The 22,505-nt window shown below is 71.2% G+C and carries 18 protein-coding genes; 12 read left to right on the forward strand and 6 right to left on the reverse strand.

All coding sequences use genetic code 11. The annotated features are described in order from the left end of the window. Positions 1-12: 12 nt before the first annotated feature. A complete protein-coding gene (locus tag IQ210_RS10280; RefSeq protein ID WP_194078961.1) occupies positions 13-1,212 on the reverse strand; it encodes a PP2C family protein-serine/threonine phosphatase in 1,200 nt (399 codons plus the stop codon). Between the two features lie 127 nt (positions 1,213-1,339). Here IQ210_RS10280 and IQ210_RS10285 point away from each other — a divergent pair, with 127 nt between their 5' ends. After that, positions 1,340-1,783, forward strand: coding sequence for a hypothetical protein (locus tag IQ210_RS10285; RefSeq protein WP_194078600.1), 444 nt, complete (start codon positions 1,340-1,342; stop codon positions 1,781-1,783). A gap of 65 nt (positions 1,784-1,848) precedes the next feature. Here IQ210_RS10285 and IQ210_RS10290 read toward each other — a convergent pair whose 3' ends face one another. Next, a complete protein-coding gene (locus IQ210_RS10290) occupies positions 1,849-2,391 on the reverse strand; it encodes an SH3 domain-containing protein (protein ID WP_194078601.1) in 543 nt (180 codons plus the stop codon). 157 nt (positions 2,392-2,548) lie between these two features. On the opposite strand from IQ210_RS10290, the gene IQ210_RS10295 reads away from it, so the two are divergent. Next, on the forward strand, positions 2,549-3,082 hold the full coding sequence (locus tag IQ210_RS10295; protein WP_194078602.1) for a hypothetical protein: 534 nt from the start codon (positions 2,549-2,551) through the stop codon (positions 3,080-3,082). Here the strand turns inward: IQ210_RS10295 and IQ210_RS10300 are convergent. Beyond that, complete coding sequence (locus IQ210_RS10300; protein WP_194078603.1) at positions 2,997-4,325, reverse strand: aminotransferase-like domain-containing protein; 1,329 nt, start codon at positions 4,323-4,325, stop codon at positions 2,997-2,999. The genes IQ210_RS10295 and IQ210_RS10300 overlap by 86 nt on opposite strands. Before the next feature lie 85 nt (positions 4,326-4,410). On the opposite strand from IQ210_RS10300, the gene IQ210_RS10305 reads away from it, so the two are divergent. Genes IQ210_RS10305 through IQ210_RS10315 form a run of 3 tightly spaced genes read left to right on the forward strand, consistent with a single transcriptional unit; the run spans position 4,411 to position 8,124 of the window. Continuing rightward, the gene (locus IQ210_RS10305; RefSeq protein ID WP_194078604.1) at positions 4,411-5,160 is read left to right on the forward strand and encodes an alpha/beta fold hydrolase; all 750 of its coding nucleotides are present in this window, start codon (positions 4,411-4,413) and stop codon (positions 5,158-5,160) included. 25 nt (positions 5,161-5,185) lie between these two features. Then, entirely contained in the window at positions 5,186-6,172 is a 987-nt protein-coding gene (locus IQ210_RS10310) for an endonuclease/exonuclease/phosphatase family protein (RefSeq protein WP_194078962.1), read from the forward strand. Between the two features lie 14 nt (positions 6,173-6,186). Beyond that, complete coding sequence (locus tag IQ210_RS10315; RefSeq protein ID WP_194078605.1) at positions 6,187-8,124, forward strand: FUSC family protein; 1,938 nt, start codon at positions 6,187-6,189, stop codon at positions 8,122-8,124. 76 nt (positions 8,125-8,200) lie between these two features. On the opposite strand, the gene snpA is transcribed toward IQ210_RS10315, so the two are convergent. After that, a complete protein-coding gene (gene snpA / locus IQ210_RS10320; RefSeq protein WP_194078606.1) occupies positions 8,201-8,836 on the reverse strand; it encodes a snapalysin in 636 nt (211 codons plus the stop codon). Between the two features lie 141 nt (positions 8,837-8,977). Here snpA and IQ210_RS10325 point away from each other — a divergent pair, with 141 nt between their 5' ends. After that, positions 8,978-9,916, forward strand: coding sequence for a LysR family transcriptional regulator (locus tag IQ210_RS10325; protein ID WP_194078607.1), 939 nt, complete (start codon positions 8,978-8,980; stop codon positions 9,914-9,916). Position 9,917: 1 nt separating this feature from the next. On the opposite strand, the gene IQ210_RS10330 is transcribed toward IQ210_RS10325, so the two are convergent. Then, a complete protein-coding gene (locus IQ210_RS10330) occupies positions 9,918-11,987 on the reverse strand; it encodes a PhoX family protein (protein ID WP_194078608.1) in 2,070 nt (689 codons plus the stop codon). Positions 11,988-12,269: 282 nt separating this feature from the next. Between IQ210_RS10330 and IQ210_RS10335 the strand changes: the two genes are divergently transcribed. The 3 genes from IQ210_RS10335 (at position 12,270) to IQ210_RS10345 (ending at position 16,818) form a co-directional block, all read left to right on the forward strand. Continuing rightward, positions 12,270-14,153, forward strand: a complete 1,884-nt coding sequence (locus IQ210_RS10335; protein ID WP_194078609.1) for a VWA domain-containing protein — start codon at positions 12,270-12,272, stop codon at positions 14,151-14,153. A gap of 121 nt (positions 14,154-14,274) precedes the next feature. Then, positions 14,275-15,999 carry a methionine--tRNA ligase gene (metG, locus tag IQ210_RS10340; protein WP_194078610.1) on the forward strand — a complete coding sequence of 575 codons (1,725 nt, stop codon included), beginning with the start codon at positions 14,275-14,277 and terminating at the stop codon, positions 15,997-15,999. Positions 16,000-16,014: 15 nt separating this feature from the next. Next, positions 16,015-16,818, forward strand: coding sequence for a toll/interleukin-1 receptor domain-containing protein (locus IQ210_RS10345; RefSeq protein ID WP_194078611.1), 804 nt, complete (start codon positions 16,015-16,017; stop codon positions 16,816-16,818). Here IQ210_RS10345 and IQ210_RS10350 read toward each other — a convergent pair. Continuing rightward, positions 16,808-18,166 (reverse strand): pectate lyase family protein, encoded by a 1,359-nt coding sequence (locus IQ210_RS10350; RefSeq protein WP_322656339.1) that lies wholly within the window; start codon positions 18,164-18,166, stop codon positions 16,808-16,810. The two genes, IQ210_RS10345 and IQ210_RS10350, sit on opposite strands and share 11 nt — an antisense overlap. Positions 18,167-18,314: 148 nt before the next feature. Here IQ210_RS10350 and IQ210_RS10355 point away from each other — a divergent pair, with 148 nt between their 5' ends. The 3 genes from IQ210_RS10355 (at position 18,315) to IQ210_RS10365 (ending at position 22,498) form a co-directional block, all read left to right on the forward strand. Beyond that, positions 18,315-18,779 carry a hypothetical protein gene (locus tag IQ210_RS10355; protein ID WP_194078612.1) on the forward strand — a complete coding sequence of 155 codons (465 nt, stop codon included), beginning with the start codon at positions 18,315-18,317 and terminating at the stop codon, positions 18,777-18,779. Positions 18,780-18,885: 106 nt separating this feature from the next. Beyond that, a complete protein-coding gene (locus tag IQ210_RS10360; RefSeq protein WP_109497258.1) occupies positions 18,886-19,251 on the forward strand; it encodes a PH domain-containing protein in 366 nt (121 codons plus the stop codon). A gap of 154 nt (positions 19,252-19,405) precedes the next feature. Then, positions 19,406-22,498: an FG-GAP repeat domain-containing protein gene (locus IQ210_RS10365; RefSeq protein ID WP_194078613.1), complete on the forward strand. Its 3,093-nt coding sequence runs from the start codon at positions 19,406-19,408 to the stop codon at positions 22,496-22,498. Positions 22,499-22,505 lie beyond the last annotated feature (7 nt).

The following is a 22,505-nucleotide window of genomic DNA, read 5'->3' on the forward strand; positions in this document are numbered from 1 at the left end:
CAAAGGTGGACCTCAGGACTGCAAACGTCCCTTTCGGACGGTTCCGGGGAGTGAGCGGCGGACCGCGAACACCGTGGTGTCGTCGGCGAGATGGCCGCCGCTGTGCCGCAGCGTGCCGTCGCGGACGTAGGCGACCAGGCGGCGGGGTTCGGCGGTGAGCGGGTCGGCGGCGACGGCGGCGGCGACCTCGGCGGCGAGCGGGTAGAACCGGTCCTCGGTGTCGCGGGCCTCGGTGACGCCGTCCGTGGTGATCAGCAGGGTCTCGGTGGGGGCGAGCGGGACGCGCTGCACGGGCGGCGGCCCGTCGTCGGAGAGTTCACCGAGGCCGAGCGGGAGCCCGGTGTCGACCGGCAGCTGCCGTACCCCGTCCGGGCCGACGGCCAGCGGCGGTTCGTGGCCGAAGACGACGACGTCCACCACGCCGGGCGCGTCCTCGGGGAAGCCGATCAGGACGGCGGTGGCGAACCGGTCGCTGTCGTCGCGGCCGAGCGCGGTGAGGTGCAGGCCGTGCCGGTGGATGCGGAGCTCCAGGCGCTCCGCCACCGTGCCGATGGCCTCGTGGTACGCCGCCTCGCGGAACGTGCCGAGCAGCGCGGCCGCCGCCTCCACCGCGCCGAGCCCCTTGCCCTGCACGTCCCCGACGAGGACCCGGGTGCCGTGCAGGCCCTGCTGGACGTCGTAGAAGTCGCCGCCGACCCGGGCCTCGACGTCGGAGGCGAGATAGACGGCGGCGTGGTCGAGGCCGCCCCAGTCCGCCGGCAGCGGGCGCAGCACCGTGCGGCGGGTGGTCTCGGCGACGTCCCGCATGTGCAGCATGTGCCGCTCGCCGCGGACCCGGACCGCGCAGGCGAGGACGGCGAGGATGCCGCCGAGGGCGACCAGGATGAAGTCGGGCAGGGAGCTCTCGTACCGGCTGGGATAGGACGTGTCCGCGACGAAGTAGGTCACGAGCGCCAGCACGGCGAAGACCGCGGTGCCCCACACCCCGCAGATCGCGGCGGCGATCCCGGGCACCAGCACGACCCAGGAGATCATCCGGAACTCGCCGGCCGTGTTGAAGTCGACCACCGTGATCGCGACGAGCACCACCAGCGGCGGCACCCACGCGACACTGCGCCCACGGACGCGCAGGAGCTGGTGGCGGCGCAGGACGTCGTACTCCCGGGCGGGCCGGGACAGCCGGGCAACCGGACCGCGGCGCCGCCCGCCCATCGGCCTCAGCCCGTGCTTCATGCAGTTCAGCGAAACACGGGGTGACCGGGGCCGCACTCCGACTTGCCAGGGCCCTCTCCCAGGTGTGCTCTGGTAGGCGGGGGCGAGGAGAGAGAGGAGTCCTCTCATGGCTCATGCGGCACCCGCGTCCGGCGCCAGGTCCACGACGGCCCGTCGTTCGCCCGATGTCTTCAGCCCGCAGGTCCACACGGCGGCGCGGTACGGGATTCCCGTCGTCCTGGGCCTCGTCTACGGCTACTGGGCCGCCGCCAACCGGCGCGGCGGCGGCGAGATCACCGGCTGGAACATCCTGTTCGGCTTCGTGACCGCGCTGTCGTTCATCGTGCTGTGCATCGCGGTGGCGACGTTCGCGCCGAAGCTCAAGCGCGAACTGCACTCGCTGGTGAAGTCCGCGTTCGCGGGCGCCGCGATCGGCTTCCTGTACAGCCAGACCGGCGAGAGCGTGCTCAGGTCCACGGCGCTCGGGGTGGTGGTCACGGCGGGCATCTTCGCCGTGTTCTTCTACCGCTACTACACGCGCGAGGACGCCGAGGGGAACCGCATCCGCTGACGCGTGGACGTGGTCGGCAGAAGGGCCCGGCAGCAGCTGCTGCCGGGCCCTTCTGTCTCCCTCTCTCACCAGCTGCCCGAGGAACCGGTCGACCCGGTCGAGCCGGTCGCGCTGAAGCTCCACGAGCCGGAGAAGCTCCAGGAACCGGAACTCGTCACGCTCCAGGAGTCGTTCATGTACGGGTCGTCCCAGTTGCTCCAGGAGCCGTCCTTCCACTCAGGACACGGATCGGAGCAGGTCGGCACCCCGCGCCCGCCGGTGTCGACGAACGCGGCGCTCGCCCAGCCCTGGGCGCCGACGAGCCAGTACCAGTAGGGGTTGCCGTTGACGCTCTGCCCCAGGACCTTGCAGTCCACGCGATCCTGGCTCCACGGCGAGAGCTGGTCGACGACGGGCGAGTGGGTGGTGGGCGCGGCTCTCACGTTGAGGTCGACGCCGGAGACGATGGTGCCCCAGATCGGACCGCCGGAACCGCCGCCACCGCCATGTCCGTCGGCGTAGGTCGGCGGGGTGGCGGCTGCGGCCGTGGTGCCCGCTGCCGCGGCGACGAGAGTGCCGCCGGTGAGCAGGGCCGCGGCCAGGGTCCGCAGGGCCGGAGTGGTGCGCATAGATCGGCCTCCTTCTCCCCAGAACCAGGAAACACCCGTTCGGGTGAACCCTCCACCGGAGAGCGGGAGGGCTTGGGGCTACTGGGGTGTGGGCGCCGTACACCCGAATGCAGTGCCCCCGCTCGCGCCCCCAGCTCCCCGGCCCTTGCCTGGAAGGGTGCGCCCACGCCTTCGCAACGCCCTCTCGGCCACGCTCATCGGGCTGGCCTGTCTGCTCGTGCCGTTCAGTGTGCTGGCGTCCTGGGCGGCGTACTGGACGACCGTCGAGCTCGCCCAGGTCAGACGCCAACTGACCGACGCCTACGTACCGTTCGACCTCGCCGGGTTCTGGCTGCCCGTCAGCGCCCTGGTGCTGGCCGCCGCCGGGATCGCCGTCGCCGCCTGCCGCCGCCGCGCGGTGACGGCGACCTCGCTGGGCACGGCGCTCGGCGGCGGACTGCTGGGCCTCGCGGTCGCCGTCGGCCGCCGGATGACCCTCGCCGACCTGCCCGACGCCGACCACCGCAGCGCCGCCGGTGTCATCTACGACGCCCTCACCGGCACCCTGCGCACGGTCTCCTGGCTGCTGGTCGCCCTCGGCCTCACCGTGGCCTGCGCGACCTGGCTCACGGCCCGGTACGCGCGACGCCGGCAAGTGTCCGCAGCGCCCGTCGCAGATCCGGCACCGCGGCCGACGCGAGCCCGAGCCTGACCGCGTCCGGCGTCCGGCTCGGGTCGACGGCGAAGGCAGGGCCCGGCGTCACCGCGATCCCGTGCGCCGCGGCGGCGGCCGTGAAGGGGTCGGCCCGCCATGGCGCGGGCAGCTCCCACCAGGCGTAATACACCTGCGGATGAGCCCGTACGGCGAACCCGTCGAGTTCCTCGGCGACGATCCGCTGCCGCAGCGCGGCGTCCGCCCGCTTGGCCTCGACGAGCCGCTCCACCACCCCTTCCCCGATGACCCGGACCGCCGCCTCCAGCGCGAACCGCCCCGCGCTCCACCCCCCGGACCGGATCGCGGCGGCGACGGCGTCGACCCGGTCCTCCGGTACGACGACGAAGCCGACGGTGAGCCCGGGCGCGACCCGCTTGGACAGGCTGTCGACGACGTGGGCGAGGCCGGGAGCGTGGGCGGCGAAGGGGTCGGGGGCGTCGGGGTGCAGGAAGGACCAGATGCGGTCCTCCACGACGGGCAGCCCCAAGTCACCGACCACATGGGCGAGTTGCCGCCGCCGCTCGTCGCTCATGGTGTGGGACGTCGGGTTGTGGAGCGTCGGCTGGAGGTAGAGGGCGGACAGTGGGGCCGTGCGATGGGCGGCGAGGACCGACTCGGGCAGCGGGCCGTCCTCGTCGGCGGCCAGCGGCACGAGGACGCGGCCGAGACGGGCGGCGATCTCCTTGACCAGCGGGTACGTCAGCGGCTCGACGCCGACCCGGCCGCCGGGGCGCACGAGGGAGGCGAGGGTGGCGGCGATGGCCTGGCGGGCGTTGCCGGTGAACAGGACACGGCCGGGTTCGGGGCGCCAGTGCGGGGTCGCGAGGAGGGTCGCCGCGGCCTCCCGCGCGGGTGCGGTGCCGGTGGCGGCGGCCGGGAGGAGCGCCTCGGTGAGGACGTCGGGGCGCAGCAGGGGCGTGAGGAGCGGGGCGAGGAGCTCGGACTGGCCTGCCACGGCCGGGTAGTTGAGCTCCATGTTCACCGGCGCGGCACTCGCCTGCTCGATGAGGGCCCGGCCGGTGGGGTCGTGCGCGGCGGCCCGTACGAAGGTGCCGCGGCCGACCTCGCCCACGACCAGCCCCCGCCGTACGAGTTCGGCGTACACCCGCCCCGCCGTCGACCCGGCGATCCCGCGCCGCCGTGCGAACTGGCGTTGCGGCATGAGCCGTTGGCCGGGTTTGAGGCGTCCGGCGGTGATGTCGTCGGCCAGCCGGTCGGCGATGGCCCGATAGTCGTCCACGGTTTCCCCCACTTGCCTCTTGCGATTGCACCGAGGGCAAAGATCTTATTGCACCGAGGAGTGAGGGCGGCCTAGGGTCGGGATCATGACCGATCCCGCACCCCTGGTGCTGATCCACGGCCACCCCTTCGACCACACGATGTGGACCCCGCAGATCGAGGCGTTCTCCGGCGACCGCCGGGTGATCGCCCCCGACCTGCGCGGCTACGGCGCGAACCCGGTGCTCCCCGGCGTCACGGAGTTCCCCGACTTCGCCCGGGACGTCGCGGCGCTGCTGGACGAACTGCGGGTCGAATCCGCCGTGTTGGCGGGCCTGTCGATGGGCGGGCAGATCGTCATGGACTTCCAGCGCCAGTTCCCCGACCGGGTCCGCGGCCTGGTCCTCGCCGACACCTTCCCGGCCCCAGAGACGCCCGAAGGCGTCGAGTCCCGCAACGCGATGGCGGACCGGCTGCTGCGCGAGGGCATGCGCGGGTACGCCGACGAGGTGCTGGAGAAGATGGTCGCCCCGTACGCCGACGCCCGGGTCAAGGCGCACGTCCACGGCATGATGACGGCGACCTCCCCCGAGGGCGCCGCGGCCGCCCTGCGCGCCCGCGCCCTGCGGCCCGACTACCGCGACCTGCTGACCCGGGTGAAGGTCCCCGCGCTGGTCGTGGTCGGCACGGACGACGAGTACACCCCGGTCTCCGACGCGGAGGCGATGCACGCCGCGCTCCCCGACTCGGAGCTGCTGGTGGTCCCCGGCGCCGCCCACATGCCGAACCTGGAGCGGCCGGAGGAGTTCAACGCGGTGCTCGGGGCGTTCCTGACACGGGTGGACGGCCACTCGTAGTCTCGGGTCCGTGACGCACCAGTCCATCACGGGGGACACCGATGTACACGCTGTGCCGGAAAAGCGAGGAGGCAGGCGGGCCGGGGCCTGGCTCGGGGGGCTGCTGTTCGCCGTCGTGAGCGTCGTCGTCGGGTGCCGTACGGCCGACACGGACGGCATCACCCCCGTCCCCCAACTGTTGGCCTTCCTGCCGTGGCTGCTGGTGCCGACGGGGATCGGGCTGCTGCTCGCGCTGCTGTCCAGGTGGTGGGTGGGCCTGGTCTGGGGAGTGGCGCTGCTCGGCCTGCTGGCGTGGTTCATCGAGCCGTATGGCAAGAGCAGCGAGCCCAGCGGCAAGGTCCTCGCCTCGCTCAGCGTGCTGACCTCGAACGTCGAGTTCGGGCGCGGTACGGGGGCGCTGGTGGACGTGGTGCGGCGGGAGAAGCCCGATCTCGTGTTCGTCCAGGAGTGCGAGTACACCTGCGAGGCGGAGCTGAAGCGGACCCTCGGTGTCGCCTACCCGAACCGGCGGGTCGTGCCGGGCGCCGGCTCCGAGGGCTCGGTGATCCTCAGCCGCTACCGCCTCACGGCCGCCGACCCGGTCGCGGGCACGATGGGGATGCCGGGCGCGGTGGCGGACGTCGACGGCCGGACCGTACGGCTCCAGCTCGCGCACCCCATGCCGCCCCTCCCCGGCCAGGTGGACGTGTGGAAGCGCGAACTGGGGACACTGCGCGACTTCGCCGCCCGGCACCGCGGCGCACCGCTGCTCCTGGCCGGTGACTTCAACGCCTCCCAGGACCACGCGGCCTTCCGGCACATCCTCGACGCGGGCCTGAAGGACGCCGCCCGCCTTGCCGGTTCCGACCGCACCCCGAGCTGGCCCGCCCGCACCGCGCCCACCCTGGGCGCCCAGATCGACCACGTGCTCGTGTCGGCGGACTTCTCCTGCGAGAAGGCCCGGTTCCTGGACCTGGCCGACACCGACCACCGGGCGCTGCTGGTGGAGCTGGACCTGCACCAGGGCGGATGACGTGTAATAGGCGCATGTCCCGAGAGTTCCCCATCGGCCTCACCCCTCCCGACTGGCTGGTCAGGAACCTCCAATCCCAGCCCGCCCCCGTCAACTGGGCGGCCGTCGCCCGCGCCGCCGTCGCGATGACCCTCCCGCTGGCCATCGGGCTCGCCGTCGGCGAGGTGGAGTACGGCGCCCTGGCCTCGATGGGCGCCCTGTCCGGCGTCATCGGCGACACCGCGGACGCGTACCGGATGCGCATCCTCAACATCGCGATCCCGCAGCTGTTCGGGGCGGTGGGCGTGACGGTCGGGTCGCTGGTGTTCGGCCACGGCTGGCTGGCGGTGGCCGTGGTCACGGCGGTCGCCCTGGTGTCGGGCATGATCTCGACGATCGGCGCGGTGGCGTCGGTGTCCGGGCTGCTGCTCCTCCTCAACTCCGTGGTGGGAGCGGGGCTGCCGATGCCGGGCGAGTGGTGGCTGGCGCCGCTGCTGATGACGGGCGGCGGACTGCTGGTGCTGGTCCTGGCGCTGCTGGCCTGGCCGTTGCGCTCCGGCGTCCCGGAACGCTCGGCGGTCGCGGACACGTACCGCACGGTCGCGACCCTGATGTCCGCGTGCGGCACCGAGGCCTATGACCAGGCCCGCCACACGGTCACCCAGTCCCTGAACCAGTCGTACGACCTCATCCTGGCCCGCCGCACCCGCCACCACGGCCGCAGCCCCGAACTCACCCGCCTCCTCGCCCAGTTGAACGCCATAACCCCGGTAGTGGAGGCGGCCCCGGCGGCCCACGTCACCGGCGAGCCGCTGCCGCCGGAGGTCACCGAGGCGGTGCACCACCTGGCGAAGGCGGTGGAGACGGGCTACACGGGCCCGATAGCCCTGAACCTGCCCGTCCCCACCTCGGAGACGACCCGCGCGGTGGACCACGCCCTGCGCCACGCGGCGGAGGTGGTCCGCACCCCGGACGTCGACCCGAGCGGCATCGACGACCGCCTCGGCCGCCCGGCCGCCCTGCGCATCCGCGCCGCGCGGGCGACCCGCAACGTGGCGCTGTCGGCGGCCTCCTGGCGCTACGGCCTGCGCCTGGCCCTGTGCATCGGGGTGGCCCAGGTCCTCGTCTCGATCATCCCGGTACCGCGCTCGTACTGGGTGGCCCTGACCATCACCTTCGTCCTGAAGCCGGACTTCGGCTCGGTGTTCTCCCGCGCCCTGCTCCGCGCGCTCGGCACGGTGGCGGGCCTGGTGATCGCGGCGGCGGTCCTGGCGGAGGTGCCGCGCGGCTGGTGGGACGTCCCGGTGATGCTGGTCCTGGCCCCCCTGATCCCGGCCCTCACCCCGAGGGGCTACGGCTACCAGACGGCCGCGATCACCCCGGTCATCCTGCTGCTGTCGGACGTACTGAACCACCAGGGCACCGCCCTCCTCATGCCCCGCCTCCTGGACTCCCTCATGGGCTGCGGCATCGCCCTGGTCGCCGGCTATCTGCTCTGGCCGGAGAGCTGGCACACCCGGGTCGGCGACCGGCTGGCGAAGGCCGTGGACGACACGGCGACCTATGTGGAGTCGGCGTTCGGCCGCGACCCGACCGACCCGCCGGCCAGGGCCCGGATGCGTCGCGGCCTGTACCGCGACCTGTCGGTGATCCGCACGGAGTTCCAGCGCGCCCTCACCGAACCCCCGCCCACCGGCCGCCGGGCTGCGGCCTGGTGGCCCCTGGTGGTCGCGGTGGAGCGGATCGTCGACGCGACGACGGCGGCCCGGGTACGGACGAAGCACGGCGCCCCGCTGCCCTCGGAGGCGGAGGTGGCCCAAGTGGTGCTTCAGCTGAGGGAGTTGGCGGAGGGAGTGCGGGAGGCGGAGACCCTGTACGCGGTCCGCACGGACCTCACGGGACCGTCGGGAAGCGTCCTGGAGCCGCTGCGGCAGGAGGTCGCGGCGGCCCGCGCGATCGCCTCGCCCCGCTGACACCGCAGGACGAAGGGGTGCGGCCGCCCTGTGCAGGAGGGCGGCCGCACCTGTGGGGGGTGGGGTCAGGCTCGGGTCAGCTCTTGTCGAGGGCCTTGTCCATGGCCGCGGCCAGGCCGTTGGCCCAGAGCTGGTTCACTCGGGAGCGTTCGGCCGAGTTCGGCTGGGCGTTGGTGCAGGACGGGCCCGGACCGCCGCCGGACATGAGCTCGCTGCACGGGCCCGAGTAGTGGTCCGGGAGACCGAGGACATGGCCGGTCTCGTGGGCGGTGACGCGGGTGGAGTCGTACTGCTGGTTCTGGGCGTAGTCCAGGAAGATGTAGCCGCTGCCGTGACCGTCCGTGGAGGCGTAGGAGCCCCGGGAGTCGTTGCCCTCCCGGTAGGAGAAGTCCGCCGAGGAGGCCGAGCCGGACTGGAGCTTCACGTTCGACACCGCGCTGTTCCATATCTGGGTGCTGCGCGCTATCTGGGTGCTGAACGTCGGGGCGCGGGAGGCGTCGTAGACCACCGTCACGGCCGCGGCGCTGTCCGGGTTCGCGGCCCGCTTCTCCGCGACCGACCGCAGCACGGCCTGGAAGAAGGCGTCCGTGCTGTCCGTCGTCGAGGCCTTCGCCGTGTAGCCGACCGTCGCCGGCGCCGCGGACGCCGGAACCGCCAAGCCCAGTGCGGCCGTTGAGAGGACGGCCGCGAGGGTGTACGTGTGCTTGCGCATCGATGACTCCTTGGTGGGGGGTGAGTCGTCGATGTGAGTCTCGGGGGGCGTGCGGCGGTTGTGATGATGGCAACCGGCGATAGGCCCGTGCTATCGGCAAGCTCTGGTGAAAGCTGTGACTCCGCTTTACGCTCCCTGGGCATGGAGCTCGAGGTGAGGCATCTCCGTGCGCTGTGCGCCATAGCCGACACCGGCAGTCTGCACCGGGCCGCGAGACAACTGGGCGTCGCCCAGCCCTCGTTGAGCACCCAGCTCAGACGCATCGAGCAGGAGCTCGGCGGGGCGCTGTTCCGGCGGGAGCGTACCGGGTGCCGGCCCACACCGCTCGGGCGGCTCGTGCTCAGCCGGGCCCGCCCCCTCGTCGCCGAGATGCGCTCCCTCGTCGCCGAGACCCGGGCCGCCGCGGCCGGCGGACCACAGCTCCGGGTCGGCTCCACCGCCAGCCGCGCCCTTGCCGGATGGCTGCGGCGGCTGCGGGCACGCGGCCAGGAACCCACGCTCCACATGGACGTCTCGCCCAACGCCCTGCTGCGCATGGTCGCCGACGGGCAGCTGGACGTCGTGTTCGTGCACGAGGTGGAGGGCTCGCCGCTGCGCATCCCGGAAGGGCTGCGGCTGCGGGTCCTGGTGGAGCGCGAGCCCCAGTTCGTGTCACTGCCCGCGGATCATCCGGCGGTGGGAAAGCCCGTGGTCGGCCTGCGCGACCTGGCGCACGACCGCTGGATGATCGACCCGACGGTCGACGGTGAATGGGACGCGGTACAGCGGATGTTCCGCGCCGCCGGTATCAACCCCCGTGTCCTGTACGGGGATTACCACACCGCCGCCGCCCTCGTGGCCACCGGCGAGGTGGTCACCGTGTGCCAGCCGTCCTGCCTGCCCCGCCCCGAGATGGCCGTACGCCGTCTCGCCGGAGACCCGCTCGGCGTACGCCTGCTGCTCGCCGCCCGCACGGAGACGGACCTCGACGGGGTGCACCCCGCGCTGGAGGAGGCGTACTGGGAGGCCGCGCGGGAGGCACCGGCGTACCGGGAGTGGCTGGAACGGTCCGCCGCCCCGGCCACCCCGTTGACCACCTGACTCAGACGCCGATGTCCGAGCCGTCCTTGCGCCACACGGCCACGACCGCCGGGCGCACGATCTTCCCCGGGCCGTCGGGCCAGGTGCTGGCCGGGTTCTCCACCGTCGCGCCGGTGATCTCGCCCGGGTGCTGGACGGCGACCAGGACGCGGCGGTCCTGGATGACCGGGCCGCAGGTCTCCGCGCCGGTCGGCATGGTGAGGAACTGCTTCAGCTCACCGCGCCGGTCGCCCTTGGTGGCGACGCCGAACAGGCCGTCGTGGGAGCCGAGCTGGTTGCCGTCGGTGGAGATCCAGAGGTTGCCGTACGGGTCGAAGGCCACGTTGTCCGGGCAGGAGATCGGGCTGACCTTGTCCTTCGGGAACCCGGCGAAGTAGGTGGCCGGGTCGGCCGGGTCGCCCGCGACCAGGAACAGGGACCAGGCGAACTTCTTGCTCTCCGGCCGGTTCCAGCGCTCGGTCAGCTCCAGGATGTGCCCGTGCTTGTTGGCGTTGCGCGGATTGGCCTCGTCGGCCGGGGCGTTGCTGCCGACGCCGCGGTTGGTGTTGTTGGTGAGGGCGACGTAGACCTTGCCGGAGACCGGGTTGGGCTGGATGTCCTCGGGGCGGTCCATCTTCGTGGCGCCGACCTTGTCACCGGCGAGCCGGGTGAAGACGAAGACCTCGTCGGCGGTCATGCCGTCGACGTGCGAGACGGCGCCGTCCGCGGTCGCGGTGGCCAGCGGGATCCACTCACCGCTGCCGTCGAACTCACCGTCGGCCGGAAGCTTGCCGGTGCCGTCGATCTCGATGGCGGGGGAGTCACCGCTGAGCTTGGCGACGTACAGCGTCCCTTCGTCGAGGAGCGAGAGATTGTGCTCCCGAACGGCGCGCGAGGTCCCCTTCTTCACCCGCTTGCTGCTGACGAACTTGTAGAAGTAGTCGAAGCGCTCGTCGTCACCGGAGTAGACGACGGGACGTCCGTCGGAGGTCAGCCGGACGGTCGCGGCCTCGTGCTTGAAGCGGCCGAGGGCGGTGTGCTTGCGCGGGGTGGACGTGGGGTCGTACGGGTCGAACTCGACGACGTAGCCGAAGCGGTGCACCTCGTTGGGCTCCTGGGCGACGTCGAAGCGCTTGTCGAACCGCTCCCACTTCCGCTCGCTCGCGCCGGTGCCGATGCCGTACCGCTTGTCGGTCGCCCGGCCGCTGTTGGCGAAGTACTGGTTGAAGTTCTCCTCGCCGTGCAGCGTGGTCCCCCAGGGGGTGGTGCCGCCGGAGCAGTTGTTGAGCGTGCCGAGGACCTTGGTGCCGGTCGGGTCGGCGGAGGTCTTGAGGAGCTCCGAACCGGCGGCGGGCCCGGTGAGCCGGAACTCGCTGGTGGCGGTGACGCGCCGGTTGAGCGGATGCCGGGAGACGGCGGTGAGCTTCCCGCTCCGCCGGTCCTCCTCCACGACAACCGCGGACAGCCCGTGCGCGGCCCAGGCGATCTCGACCTGCTCACGGGTCGGGTTGGCGGCGTCGTAACCACGGAACATGAGCACTTCGTCGGTGTACTCGTGGTTGGCGACGAGGAGCTGCTTGCCGTGGCCGAGCGGGAGCAGGGCGAGGAAGTCGTTGTTGTACCCGAACTGGCCGGCCTGCGCGGCGGCCGTCTGCTTGTCCGGGTCGAAGGCGGGAGCGCCGCGCAGGATGGGCTCGCCCCAGCGGATGACGACGTTCTGCGCGTAGCCGTCCGGGACGGTCACGGCGTCGGTGGTGTTGGGGGCGACGGGGGTGTACCGCAGGCCACGGGCGGCCTTGCTGCCCTTGTGGTACGGGGTGGCCGGCGCCGTACCGGTCGCGGCGTGGGCCTGCGGGGCGGCGACGACGGTCGCGCCGGCCGCGGCGGCCACGGTGACGACGGCGGCGGTCCGCATCATGGAACGGCGGCTGAGGGCGCCGGCGATGACGTCACCGACGTACTCGTTGGTGCTGGTGTTGGGCACCTCGTGGAAACAGGCGTTGCCGCACCGGTAGAGACAGGTCATGGCGGAACGGCCGCCCTGGTGTCCGTCGGACGACGGCGTACTGATCAACGGCAGCGGTATGCGCACTTTGTAATCCCCTTGCTTCCCCATGGACTCCCCTTGAATCCCCGCCCCGGACGCTAGGGGCCGGTTTGTGCGGGAGCGGGGACTGGCGATGAACGCGGGGTGAATGCGGAGTAGCGGGGTGGGAGTTGGGGTCGGGTTGCACGGTAAGACCGAATACGACCCTTGACGGGAGCGGCTTCCGATGCCCTCCCCCGCCCAAGATCCCCCTCCAGGGCCGCTAACCTTACGTGTCCGTCCTGGCCAGGGATTGACGGGCATCAACTCATGCGAAGGGTTGCGCACATGGGCATTCTCACTCTCCTGCGGAACGCGTTCGGCCGCTCACGCAAGGGGCGTACCGCCGAGGCAGAGGGTGCGGAGACGCAGCCGACGGTGCCGACGCCTGCGGCGCCTGAGCCGGAGGCCAAGGCCGAGGTCCCGGAGCCCCGCACACCGGCCGAGCCGGCCAAGGACGACGAGCACGAGCTGGTCTCGGCAGCATTCGACAACGTGACGGTGCCTCGGCAGGGGGCGGCGGGTGAGGGGTCGGGGGCTGAGGTCGAGCCGACGACCGAGGAGCCGGTGACCGAGGAGCCGGTGGCTGAAGAGCCGGTGGTCGAGGCTGAGGCTGAGTCGGTGGCTGAGGTCGAGCCGGTGGCTGAGACTCCGGTGGTCGAGGCTGAGGCTGAGCCGGTGGCTGAGGCTGAGTCCGTCGCTGAGGTTGAGGCTGAGTCTGCGGTAGAGGTTGCCAAGCCCGAGACGGGGGCTGCTCCCGAGGTTGAGACTGCCTCCGAGGCGGCTGCTTCCGAGGTGGAGCCCGTTGCGGAGGAGGCGGCTGAGGCCGCGCCCGCTACCGCGCCGGAAACCGCTGAGGAGACCGCCCCCGTCGAGGAGCCGGTTGCCGAGGAGCCCGCTCCGGAGCCGGTATCGGAGACCCAGCCGGAGCCCGTGGCCGAGCCCGTGGCCAAGGCTGAGCCCGTGGCCGAGGCTGCCGCTGCCGAAGAGCCGGCGGCCACCGAGGAGCCCGCCGCAGACGAGACGCCCGCCGTCGAGGAGCAGCAGCCGACCGCCGAGGCCACCCCCGAGCCGGTCGCCGAGACCACCCCCGAGCCGGTCGCCGAGACCGCCCCGGAGCCCGAGGCCGCCGCCGAGGCCACCCCGGAACCCGCCGCCGACGTCGAGCCCACTCCGGAACCGGAGCCGGTCGCCGAGGTCACCCCGGAGCCGGACGCTGAGCCCGAGACCAAGGTCGAGCCCGAGACCAAGGTCGAGCCCGAGGCCCAGGCCGAGCCGGAGGCCCAGCCCGCGGCCGCCGCCGAACCCGCCACGGAGCCCGTCGCCGAAACCACCACGGAGCCCGAGCCCGCCGCCGACACCACCCCCGAACCGGCCGCCGCCCCCGAGGCCCAGCCCACCCCCGAACCCGCCCCCACCCCCCTCGCCGCAGCCGCCGATGGCGAGTCCGTCCCTCAGGGGCCACCCGCAGACGACATCGAAACTGTCACGGGTGGTGCGGGTGGGAGCACTCGCGCCGAAGGCGAAGCCGAGGCGACCGTCGGCCACGGTGCCGCCGCCCTCGCCCTCGCCAAGGCCGGCCTCACCACCGCCCGCGCCAGGACCTACCTCGTCCTCGACCGCTCCGCGAGCATGCGCCCGTACTACAAGGACGGCTCCGCCCAGGCCCTCGCCGAGCAGACCCTCGCCCTCGCCACCCACCTCACCCCGGACACCGAGGACACCCCCTCCGTCCACGTCGTCTTCTTCTCCACCGAGGTCGACGGCACCCTCGACCTCACCCCCGCATCCCCCAAGGACGCCATCGACGAGGCGCACGCCGGCCTCGGCCGCATGGGCCGTACCAGCTACCACGCCGCCGTGGAAGCCGTACTCGCCCACTACGACAAGACGACGACCCCCGGCGCGAACATCCCCGCCCTCGTCGTCTTCCAGACCGACGGCGCCCCCGACGCGAAGACCCCCGCCACCCAGTCCCTGACCGAGGCCGCGAAGACCCACCCGTCCGTCTTCTTCTCCTTCGTCGCGTTCGGCGAGCACGAGAACAAGGCCTTCGACTACCTCCGCAAGCTGAAGACCGACAACACGGCCTTCTTCCACGCGGGCCCCACCCCGAAGGAGCTCACGGACGCGGAGCTCTACGACGGCGTACTGATCGACTGGCGCCCGTAACCCCGATCAACCGGCCGCCCGCCTTCCACCCTGCAATACGGAAAGCGGGCGGTCCCCCCATGTCGGCTACGATTTCTTGGTTCGTAAAGCATCACGAAATCCGACCTGGGAGCAGCCCCCGATGGCTCGACACCTCATCACCAGCGCCCTTCCCTACATCAACGGGATCAAGCACCTGGGCAACATGGTGGGGTCCATGCTCCCGGCGGACGTGTACTCCCGGTACCTCCGCCAGCGCGGCCACGACGTCCTCTACATCTGCGCCACCGACGAGCACGGCACCCCGGCCGAGCTGGCCGCGAAGGAGGCGGGCCTCTCCGTCGCCGAGTTCTGCGCGCAGGCCCACGACGCCCAGAAGGCGGTCTACGACGGCTTCGCGCTGGCCTTCGACTACTTCGGCCGCAGCTCCAGCGAGCAGAACGTCGAGATCACCCAGCACTTCGCCCGCCGCCTCAACGAGAACGGGTTCATCGAGGAGCGGGCGATCCGCCAGGTCTACTCGCCCGCCGACGGCCGTTTCCTCCCGGACCGCTATGTCGAGGGCACCTGCCCCCACTGCGGCTACGACAAGGCCCGCGGCGACCAGTGCGAGAACTGCACCCGCGTCCTGGACCCGACCGACCTGATCAACCCGCGCTCGGCGATCTCCGGCTCCACCGACCTGGAGGTCCGCGAGACCAAGCACCTCTTCCTCCTCCAGTCGAAGCTCCAGCACGAGGTCGAGGAGTGGGTCGCCCGGCACGAGGCGGAGTGGCCGCAGCTCGCCTCCTCCATCGCCCGCAAGTGGCTGACCGAGGGCCTGCACGACCGCGCGATCACCCGCGACCTCGACTGGGGTGTCCCGGTGCCCGCCGACACGTGGCCGGAGCTGGCGGCCGAGGGCAAGGTCTTCTACGTCTGGTTCGACGCCCCGATCGAGTACATCGGCGCGACGAAGGAGTGGTCGGACCTGGACCCGGAGAACCGGGACTGGAAGTCGTGGTGGTACGAGGCGGACTCCGGCGAGAACCCCGTTCGCTACACCGAGTTCATGGCCAAGGACAACGTCCCCTTCCACACCGTGATGTTCCCGGCCACCGAGCTCGGCGTCCGTGAGCCGTGGAAGAAGGTCGACTACGTCAAGGCCTTCAACTGGCTGACGTACTACGGCGGCAAGTTCTCCACCAGCCAGAAGCGGGGCGTCTTCACCGACCAGGCCCTGGAGATCCTGCCCGCCGACTACTGGCGCTACTTCCTCATCGCCAACGCCCCGGAGTCGGACGACTCGTCCTTCACCTGGGAGCACTTCACCGCCACGGTGAACAAGGACCTCGCCGACACCCTCGGCAACTTCGTCAACCGCGTCCTGTCCTTCTCCCGCAAGCGCTTCGGCGACGACGTCCCCGAGGGCGGCACCCCGGGCGAGGCGGAGGCGAAGCTGGGCGAGGAGATCGCCCGCCTCCTCGCCGAGTACGAGGAGCACATGGAGGCCCTCCAGTTCCGTAAGGCGGCGGCGGCGCTGCGCGCCCTGTGGTCGGCCGGCAACTCCTACCTGGAGGAGAAGGCCCCCTGGCTGGAGATCAAGACCGACAAGGACGGCGCCGCGCTGACGCTGCGCACGGCGATGAACCTGATCCACCTCTACTCGGTGGTCTCGGAGCCCTTCATCCCGGCGACCTCGGCCGCGATGCGCCAGGCCTTCTCCCTCGCCGACGACACCGAGACCTGGGTGTCGCGGGAGGAGGCGAAGGCGCTGACCTCCGTCCCGGCCGGCACGCCCTTCACTGTGCCCCCGGTCCTGTTCGCCAAGCTCACGGACGAGGACCTGGAGACGTACAAGGAGCGCTTCGGCGGCACGGCGGAGTAAGCGAGGGGCGGGGGCGTGCTGAAGATCTTCCTCTGCCATTCGTCGGGGGACAAAGAACACGTACGGCGCCTGCGGACGCGGCTGCTGTCCGCGGGCTTCCAGCCCTGGCTCGACGAGGAGGACATCCTCCCGGGCCAGGACTGGGACCGTGAGATCCGGCGTGCGATCCGCGCCTCCGACCTGGTCCTGGTCTGCCTCTCACGGGCCTCGGTCACCAAGACGGGATACGTGCAGAAGGAGATAGGCCTCGTCCTCGACTTCGCCGACCACCAGCCCGAGGGCACGATCTACGTCATCCCGGCCCGCCTGGAGGACTGCGAGGTCCCGGAGCGGTTGCAGCGCTGGCACCGGGTGGACCTGTTCACCGAGGGCGGTTTCAGCCGGCTGCTGAGGTCGCTGGCGGCGGTCGGCGGGAGCCCGGTGGTCCCACCGGTTCCACCGGCCCCGCCGGCAGTCGGAGTCGTTCGCTCTGACGGGTTCTACGCGATGACCGACGGGAGCTACGGGAGCTCCGTGACCTACACGCAGCTCCTCAGGTTCTACGCGGACGGCACCGCGGTGAGCGGGACGTCGACGAGCGCGGTGCCCGAGGAGATCGTCTGGTGGTTCCACCGGGAGGGGGGAATCCTGGGCGCGGGGCCGTACGAGATCGACGGGGACCGGATCAGCTTCGCCACCTCGAACTCCTACGGCACCATCGAGTTCAGCGGGACCGTCGTCGCCGAGGGTGCGGAGCTGCACCTCCACACCCTCAACCTGACCAACCGCTACCGGACGTCCGGCATCTGGCGCTTCACACCCGCCCAGTTCACGAAGTGAGCACCCCCGCCCCTGCCGTCTTCCCCAGCGACGTCGGCAGGTTCGTCACCGCCGACCCCGTCTCCAGCCCCGCCGTGAGCGTCGGCGTCCAGTTGACGGTCGTCTTCAGGTCCTTCGACGACGCCGCGTTGTAGGCGGCGACCAGGTCGGTCACCGTGCCGTTGACGAGGTTGCCGCTGCCCTTGATCGAGCCCGTGCCGTCGCCGCTCAGCAGCTTGGACACCTTCACCGAGGACGGCACCTTCCAGTAGTTGTTCTCCGCCACCACCTGGGCCTTGGCGCGGGAGTTGATGCTGTACTGCACCGCGTAGCCGTTCAGGGGCGTGACGTCGTAGTAGTTGTTGTAGATGTGGATCTGGCCGACCCGGGAGAGCGGGGCGCGCTGGACGATGCCCTTGTAGACGTTGTGGTGGAGGGTGACGCGCAGCTTGCCGGCCGGCTCGCTGTCGCTGCTGCCGATCAGGGTCGTCTTGTCGTGGTTGGAGAAGACGTTGCGGGAGATCGTCACCAGGTCGGAGCTCTTGGTGACGTCCAGTTCGCCGTCGTGGATCTGGTACTCGCGGCCGTAGTACTTGGGGTTCGCCGAGTCCAGGTGCGGGGCGTCGGTGAACGTGTTGTGGTCGGCCCAGACGTGGGTCGCGCCGCGCAGCGTGACCGCGTCGTAGTTGGAGTTCCAGTTGCCGTCGTCGCCGTCGGTGGGGTCCCACTGCGGGAAGCAGTCCTCGGTGGCGGCGAAGCTGAGGTTGCGGACGATGACGTTGTCGACGTTCTGGATCTGGAGCATGGCGCCGGTCAGCCCGGCGTTCGTGCCCGGGACGCCGACGATCGTCGTGTTCGCCGGGACCTTGAAGACGATGTTCTTCGCCTGCTTGGTCTGCGCTGCCGCGCGGGCCTTCTCCTGGGTGCCGGAGGGGAGCTTGGAGCGGCCGTACGTCGAGGGGTCGTACGCCTTCAGGTACGAGGCGAGCGAGTAGCCGGTGCCCGAGGCGTAGTCGGCGCAGGTCAGCTTCTTGCCGGCGACGTCGGTGTTGGCGTCGATCGTGCCCTTGACCTTGATGATCCGCGGGGTGGTGTCCGTCGCCGAGCCCAGCGCCTTCACCAGCTGGGCGCGGGTGGCGACGGTGAAGGTGTGCGCGGCGTCGGCCTTCGTGCCGCCGGTCGTGCCGGTGCCGGAGGACGCCCAGCCGTCCTTCGCGGCGAGCGCCTGGTGGTACAGGTCGGCGGCGGTGGTTCCGGCGTTCGCGTTCATGACGACGACACCGGCGCCGACACCCGCGGCCACGGCGGCGGCGGTGACGACGAGGGTGCGCCGCTTGCGCAGGGAACGGCGGTGAGAAGGAGCGACCACGGGTGAGTCCTTAGGTACTTGGGGGGTAGTTCCGCCTCTTCTGTGGTCGTGGAGATCCAAAAGGTTGCCGTAAAACTTTGCGTCGGTCGGTGATCAAGTTGTGGGCAGGGGGCGGAACTTGCCAGGAAACATACGTATGGTTTGCGCCATGGCAGTACCTGGGATCATCCCGATCGCCTACGAGCCGCACGGCCGTACCGAGGCCATCGGGCTTTACGCGGAAGGGCAGTTCCTGGGGTCGGTCACCTACGCCTTCCCCAAGGGCTTCCGGCCCGACGACGGCTGGGAGGAGCAGAAGCGCCTCTACTCCGTGCTGCACACCTTCGACGCGGAGGGCAACTACCGCGACTCGGAGATCTGGTGCGCCGGCACCTGGGCCGAACAGCAGCGGGACGCCTCCGTGCTCGCGCGCGCCCGCGCCCGTCTGGCGACCGGGCTGCGCGGTCTGCCGCGGCGGACGTACACCGACATCGCGGTACGGCCCTTCGAACTCGTCCTGGACGGCGTGCTGTTCGGGCTCGTCACCGGGGAGGAGGACGGCGAGCCGTGGGCCGAGTTGTATCCGGACCGGCTGGGCTTTGGGCCGCCCTGGGACGGGAGTTACGACACCTGACGATCACAATTCCTTCGCACGATCTAGGCAGAGGCCCCGACAAGGCGCTATACATGCCCGAAGATCACTGAAGATCACCAGTGGTCATGAGTGGGGGGTTTCATCCATGGCACTTTTCGGCAACGCGCACACCATCGACCCGGGCCAGGCGGCCTCGGACTTCGCCAAGCTGCTCGGCTCCGGCGAGGGTGTGCAGGCGGCGTACCAGCTGGTGCGTGACGTCATCATGTTCACCGATCGACGGCTGATCCTGGTCGACAAGCAGGGCATCACCGGCAAGAAGGTCGAGTACCACTCGATCCCGTACCGCAGCATCACGCACTTCGCGGTGGAGACGGCCGGCACCTTCGACCTCGACGCCGAGCTGAAGATCTGGGTCTCGGGCCAGTCGGTGCCGATCCAGAAGACGTTCACCAAGGGCGTCGACATCTACGAGGTGCAGGCGATCCTCACGCAGTACGTGGCCCGCTGACCCAGGCCGTACGTCCCGACGCCCCCGGAGTCGTCTCCGGGGGCGTCGGCATGTCCCCTGCACGGCCGATGGCGCTGCGGCGACTTTAAGAACCCTTGGTAATATCCGCGCACTTGTGCGAGAGCAGGGGCTCTCGCAGGGGAGGGAACCTCACGTGGGCAGACACGCCCTGAGACGGGGCGGTCTCGCCGCTGCCGTCTCCTCACTCGCGGTCGCCGTCGCGGCCGTGTCGGTCGTCGTCCTGACGGAGAGCGGCGACTCCGCCGAAGCCGCCACGACCGCCACCGGCACCACCGGGATCGCGCTGACCGATCCCAGCTCCACCACCCCGCGCACCGACCGGCCCTTCGTCGCCGGCGAGAGCGGCTATCTGCACCGGGCGACCGGCCTGGACGGGCTGCTGTGGACGGACTACGCCACCGGTGACACCGTCACCGTGGTCGGCACCGACGGCACCTACACCCCGGCCACCGGCTGCACCTCACTCGGCTCGGTCTGCCGTACGGCCTGGTACGGCGCCGACAGCGACCTCGTCGCCCTGCCGACCACCTCCGCCGTCTCCACCACCCTGTGGGACCCGGCGACCGCCACCGCGAAGAAGGTCAGCTGGGCGGACACGCACGGCTACTACCGGGCCCTCGCCGGGCGGACGATCGTCACCACCTGGTCCCTGATCGACCAGGTCGACGGCGCCTGGCGGGCCCGCAAGGTGACCGGCGACTGGACCAACCTGCAGAGCGACGACATCGCCGCCGCCGACTCCGACGGCGTGCTGTGGGCGCGCAGCGGCGAGGTCGCGTACATCGACAACGCGTCGGCCGTGAACACGGTGGCGTTCACCGACGCCTCCGCGGCCGACCACTACGTGATGAGCGGCGACCGGATCGGCTGGTACGACACCGCCACCGCCGAACTCCACCTGAAGTCCCGCACCGACCTCACCGCCGCCGAGCAGGTCGTCACCCTGGCCTCGAACCCCGGCATCCTCGACGGCGACCCGGTCCTGGCCGGCGACCGGCTGCTGCTCCCCCAGGGCGGCACCGTCATCGCCGTCGACATCACGGACCCCGCCTCCCAGCAGACCTTGCTGGGCGACGCGGGCGACTACCTGCTGCCCGCGCCCGGCGGCGACGCGCTCGTCACCGGCGGCACCGGCGCCGACGACTGGTGGCTGCAACGGGTCGGCACGGCCGAAGACGGCAGCGCCGCCCTGACGAAGCTCTTCCAGATCCCGGCCGTGGAGAAGGCCAAGCAGGGCATCGCGCTGAGCCGGGGCAGCCTGCGGGTCGCAGACTCCGGCCGCTGGACGACCCTGCGCACCCTCACCACCAACGGCTCCACCGAGCTGACCGCGTCCGCCGCCACGGACAGCGCCCAGCTGTCGTCCACCGCGGTCTGCCCGTACGCCGGGGCCACCTGCATCCCGCTGTGGGGCAACACCGGTGTCGAGGCCGACGACGTCTACCTCAACACCTTCTACGACGCCGATGAGGACGGCAGCGGTCTGGAGAACGCCGACCGGCTCAACTCCGTCTCCGGCAGCGACCTGGACTTCGGCACCGCGGGCGGCTCGATCGTCGACGTCTCCGACGACTACGCGGTCTACAACTCCGGTGGTACGACGCCGGCGCAGTACGTCGCCGAGTTCGGCCAGGGACAGAAGCTGAAGCGCTCGGTGCGCGCCGCGGCCCTGAACGGCTCGACTCTCTGGAGCGCCACCACGACGGCCGGCAAGCTCACCTCGTACAGCCTGACGGAGAACAGGACCCTCGCCACCGTCACGGTCCCGGGCCTGGCCTGTGTGCCGAGCGAACTTCAGGCGGCGGGCCGCTGGGTGTACTGGGCGTGTGGCACCGCCTCGGCGGGGGTGTACGACACCAAGGCCGCCGCCTCGACCGCGGTCACCCCGGGTGACGTCCTCCTCGGCGACGGGTTCACGGTCCGCCACGACCACGCCGCCGACACCCTGGTCCTCACCGAGGCGGCGACCGGCACCACCCGGGTGCTCGCCTCGCACGTCCCCGACACCGGCCTCGCGGCGGACCGGCGCTTCCGCTGGACCGTCGACGAGTACACGGGCCTGGTCGCCTGGTTCGACCTCTTCGAGCGCACACGGGTCGTCACCACCGGTGTCACCCCGTCCGCCGTGACGGCGTTCCGTACGGAGACCACCGACTACGTGGATTCGGCGACGCCCTGGTCCGCGGACTGGCTGCTGTCCCGGCCTGCTGCCTCCTGGTCGCTCACCCTCACCTCGGTGCAGAGCGGCGCCGGCGGCAAGGGCACCCGCACGATCACCGGCGGTGCGACCGCCGCGTCGGTGTCCGCGTCCTGGAACGGCAGGACAGCGAGCGGGAGTTGGTTCCCGACCGGCCAGTTCACCTGGACCCTGAAGGCGACCGGCCTCGGCACCAGCACGGCCGACACGGTCGCCTCCGGCAAGGGCTTCCTCGACCACGGTGCCGCCGTCCGCCACGACCACGTCAGCGTCGACGGCCCCGACGGCCGCGGCGACCTGCTCACCCTCAACTCCTCGGGCGGGCTGACCTTCCACCAGGGCACGGGCACCGGCAAGTTCAGCGAGAAGTTCACGGGAACCGGCTGGGCGACGACCGTCAGGGCGATCCCCTTCGGCGACCTCAACGGCGACCGCTGCAACGACGTCCTGGTCCGCTACAGCTCCGGCGCGCTGCGCCTGTACAAGCCGGGCTGCGGCAAGCCGGTCAAGCCGTCGACGTCGTACACGACCTTGGCGACCAGCGGCTGGACCCAGTACGACATCCTGACGTCCCCCGGCGACGTGACCGGCGACGCCCGCCCGGACCTGCTGGCCCGCAACGCGTCGACGGGAACGGTGTACCTCTACAAGGCCACCAGCACCGGCAAGCTGTCGTCGCGCGTGAAGCTCTACGACAACTGGAAGGGCTACAAGAAGATCGTCGGCGCCGGCGACCTCAACGGCGACGGCATCGGCGACCTCCTCGCCCAGGACAAGTCCAACGTCCTTTACCGCTACGACGGCAAGGGCGACGGCACGTTCAAGCCCCGCGTGAAGCTCTTCACCGACTGGGGCGCCTCGTACAACGCCGTGACCGTTGTCGGCGACATCACCGACGACGGCAAGCCGGACCTCATCTCCCGCGACACGAACGGCAACCTGTACCGCAACAGCGGCGACGGGAAGGGGTCGTTCGGGGCACGGACGAAGATCGCGACCGGCTTCGGCAGCTACAAGTCGCTGTCATAGAACGGCG

This window comes from Streptomyces justiciae (genome assembly GCF_015163075.1).
GTDB classification, from domain to species: Bacteria; Actinomycetota; Actinomycetes; order Streptomycetales; family Streptomycetaceae; genus Streptomyces; species Streptomyces justiciae.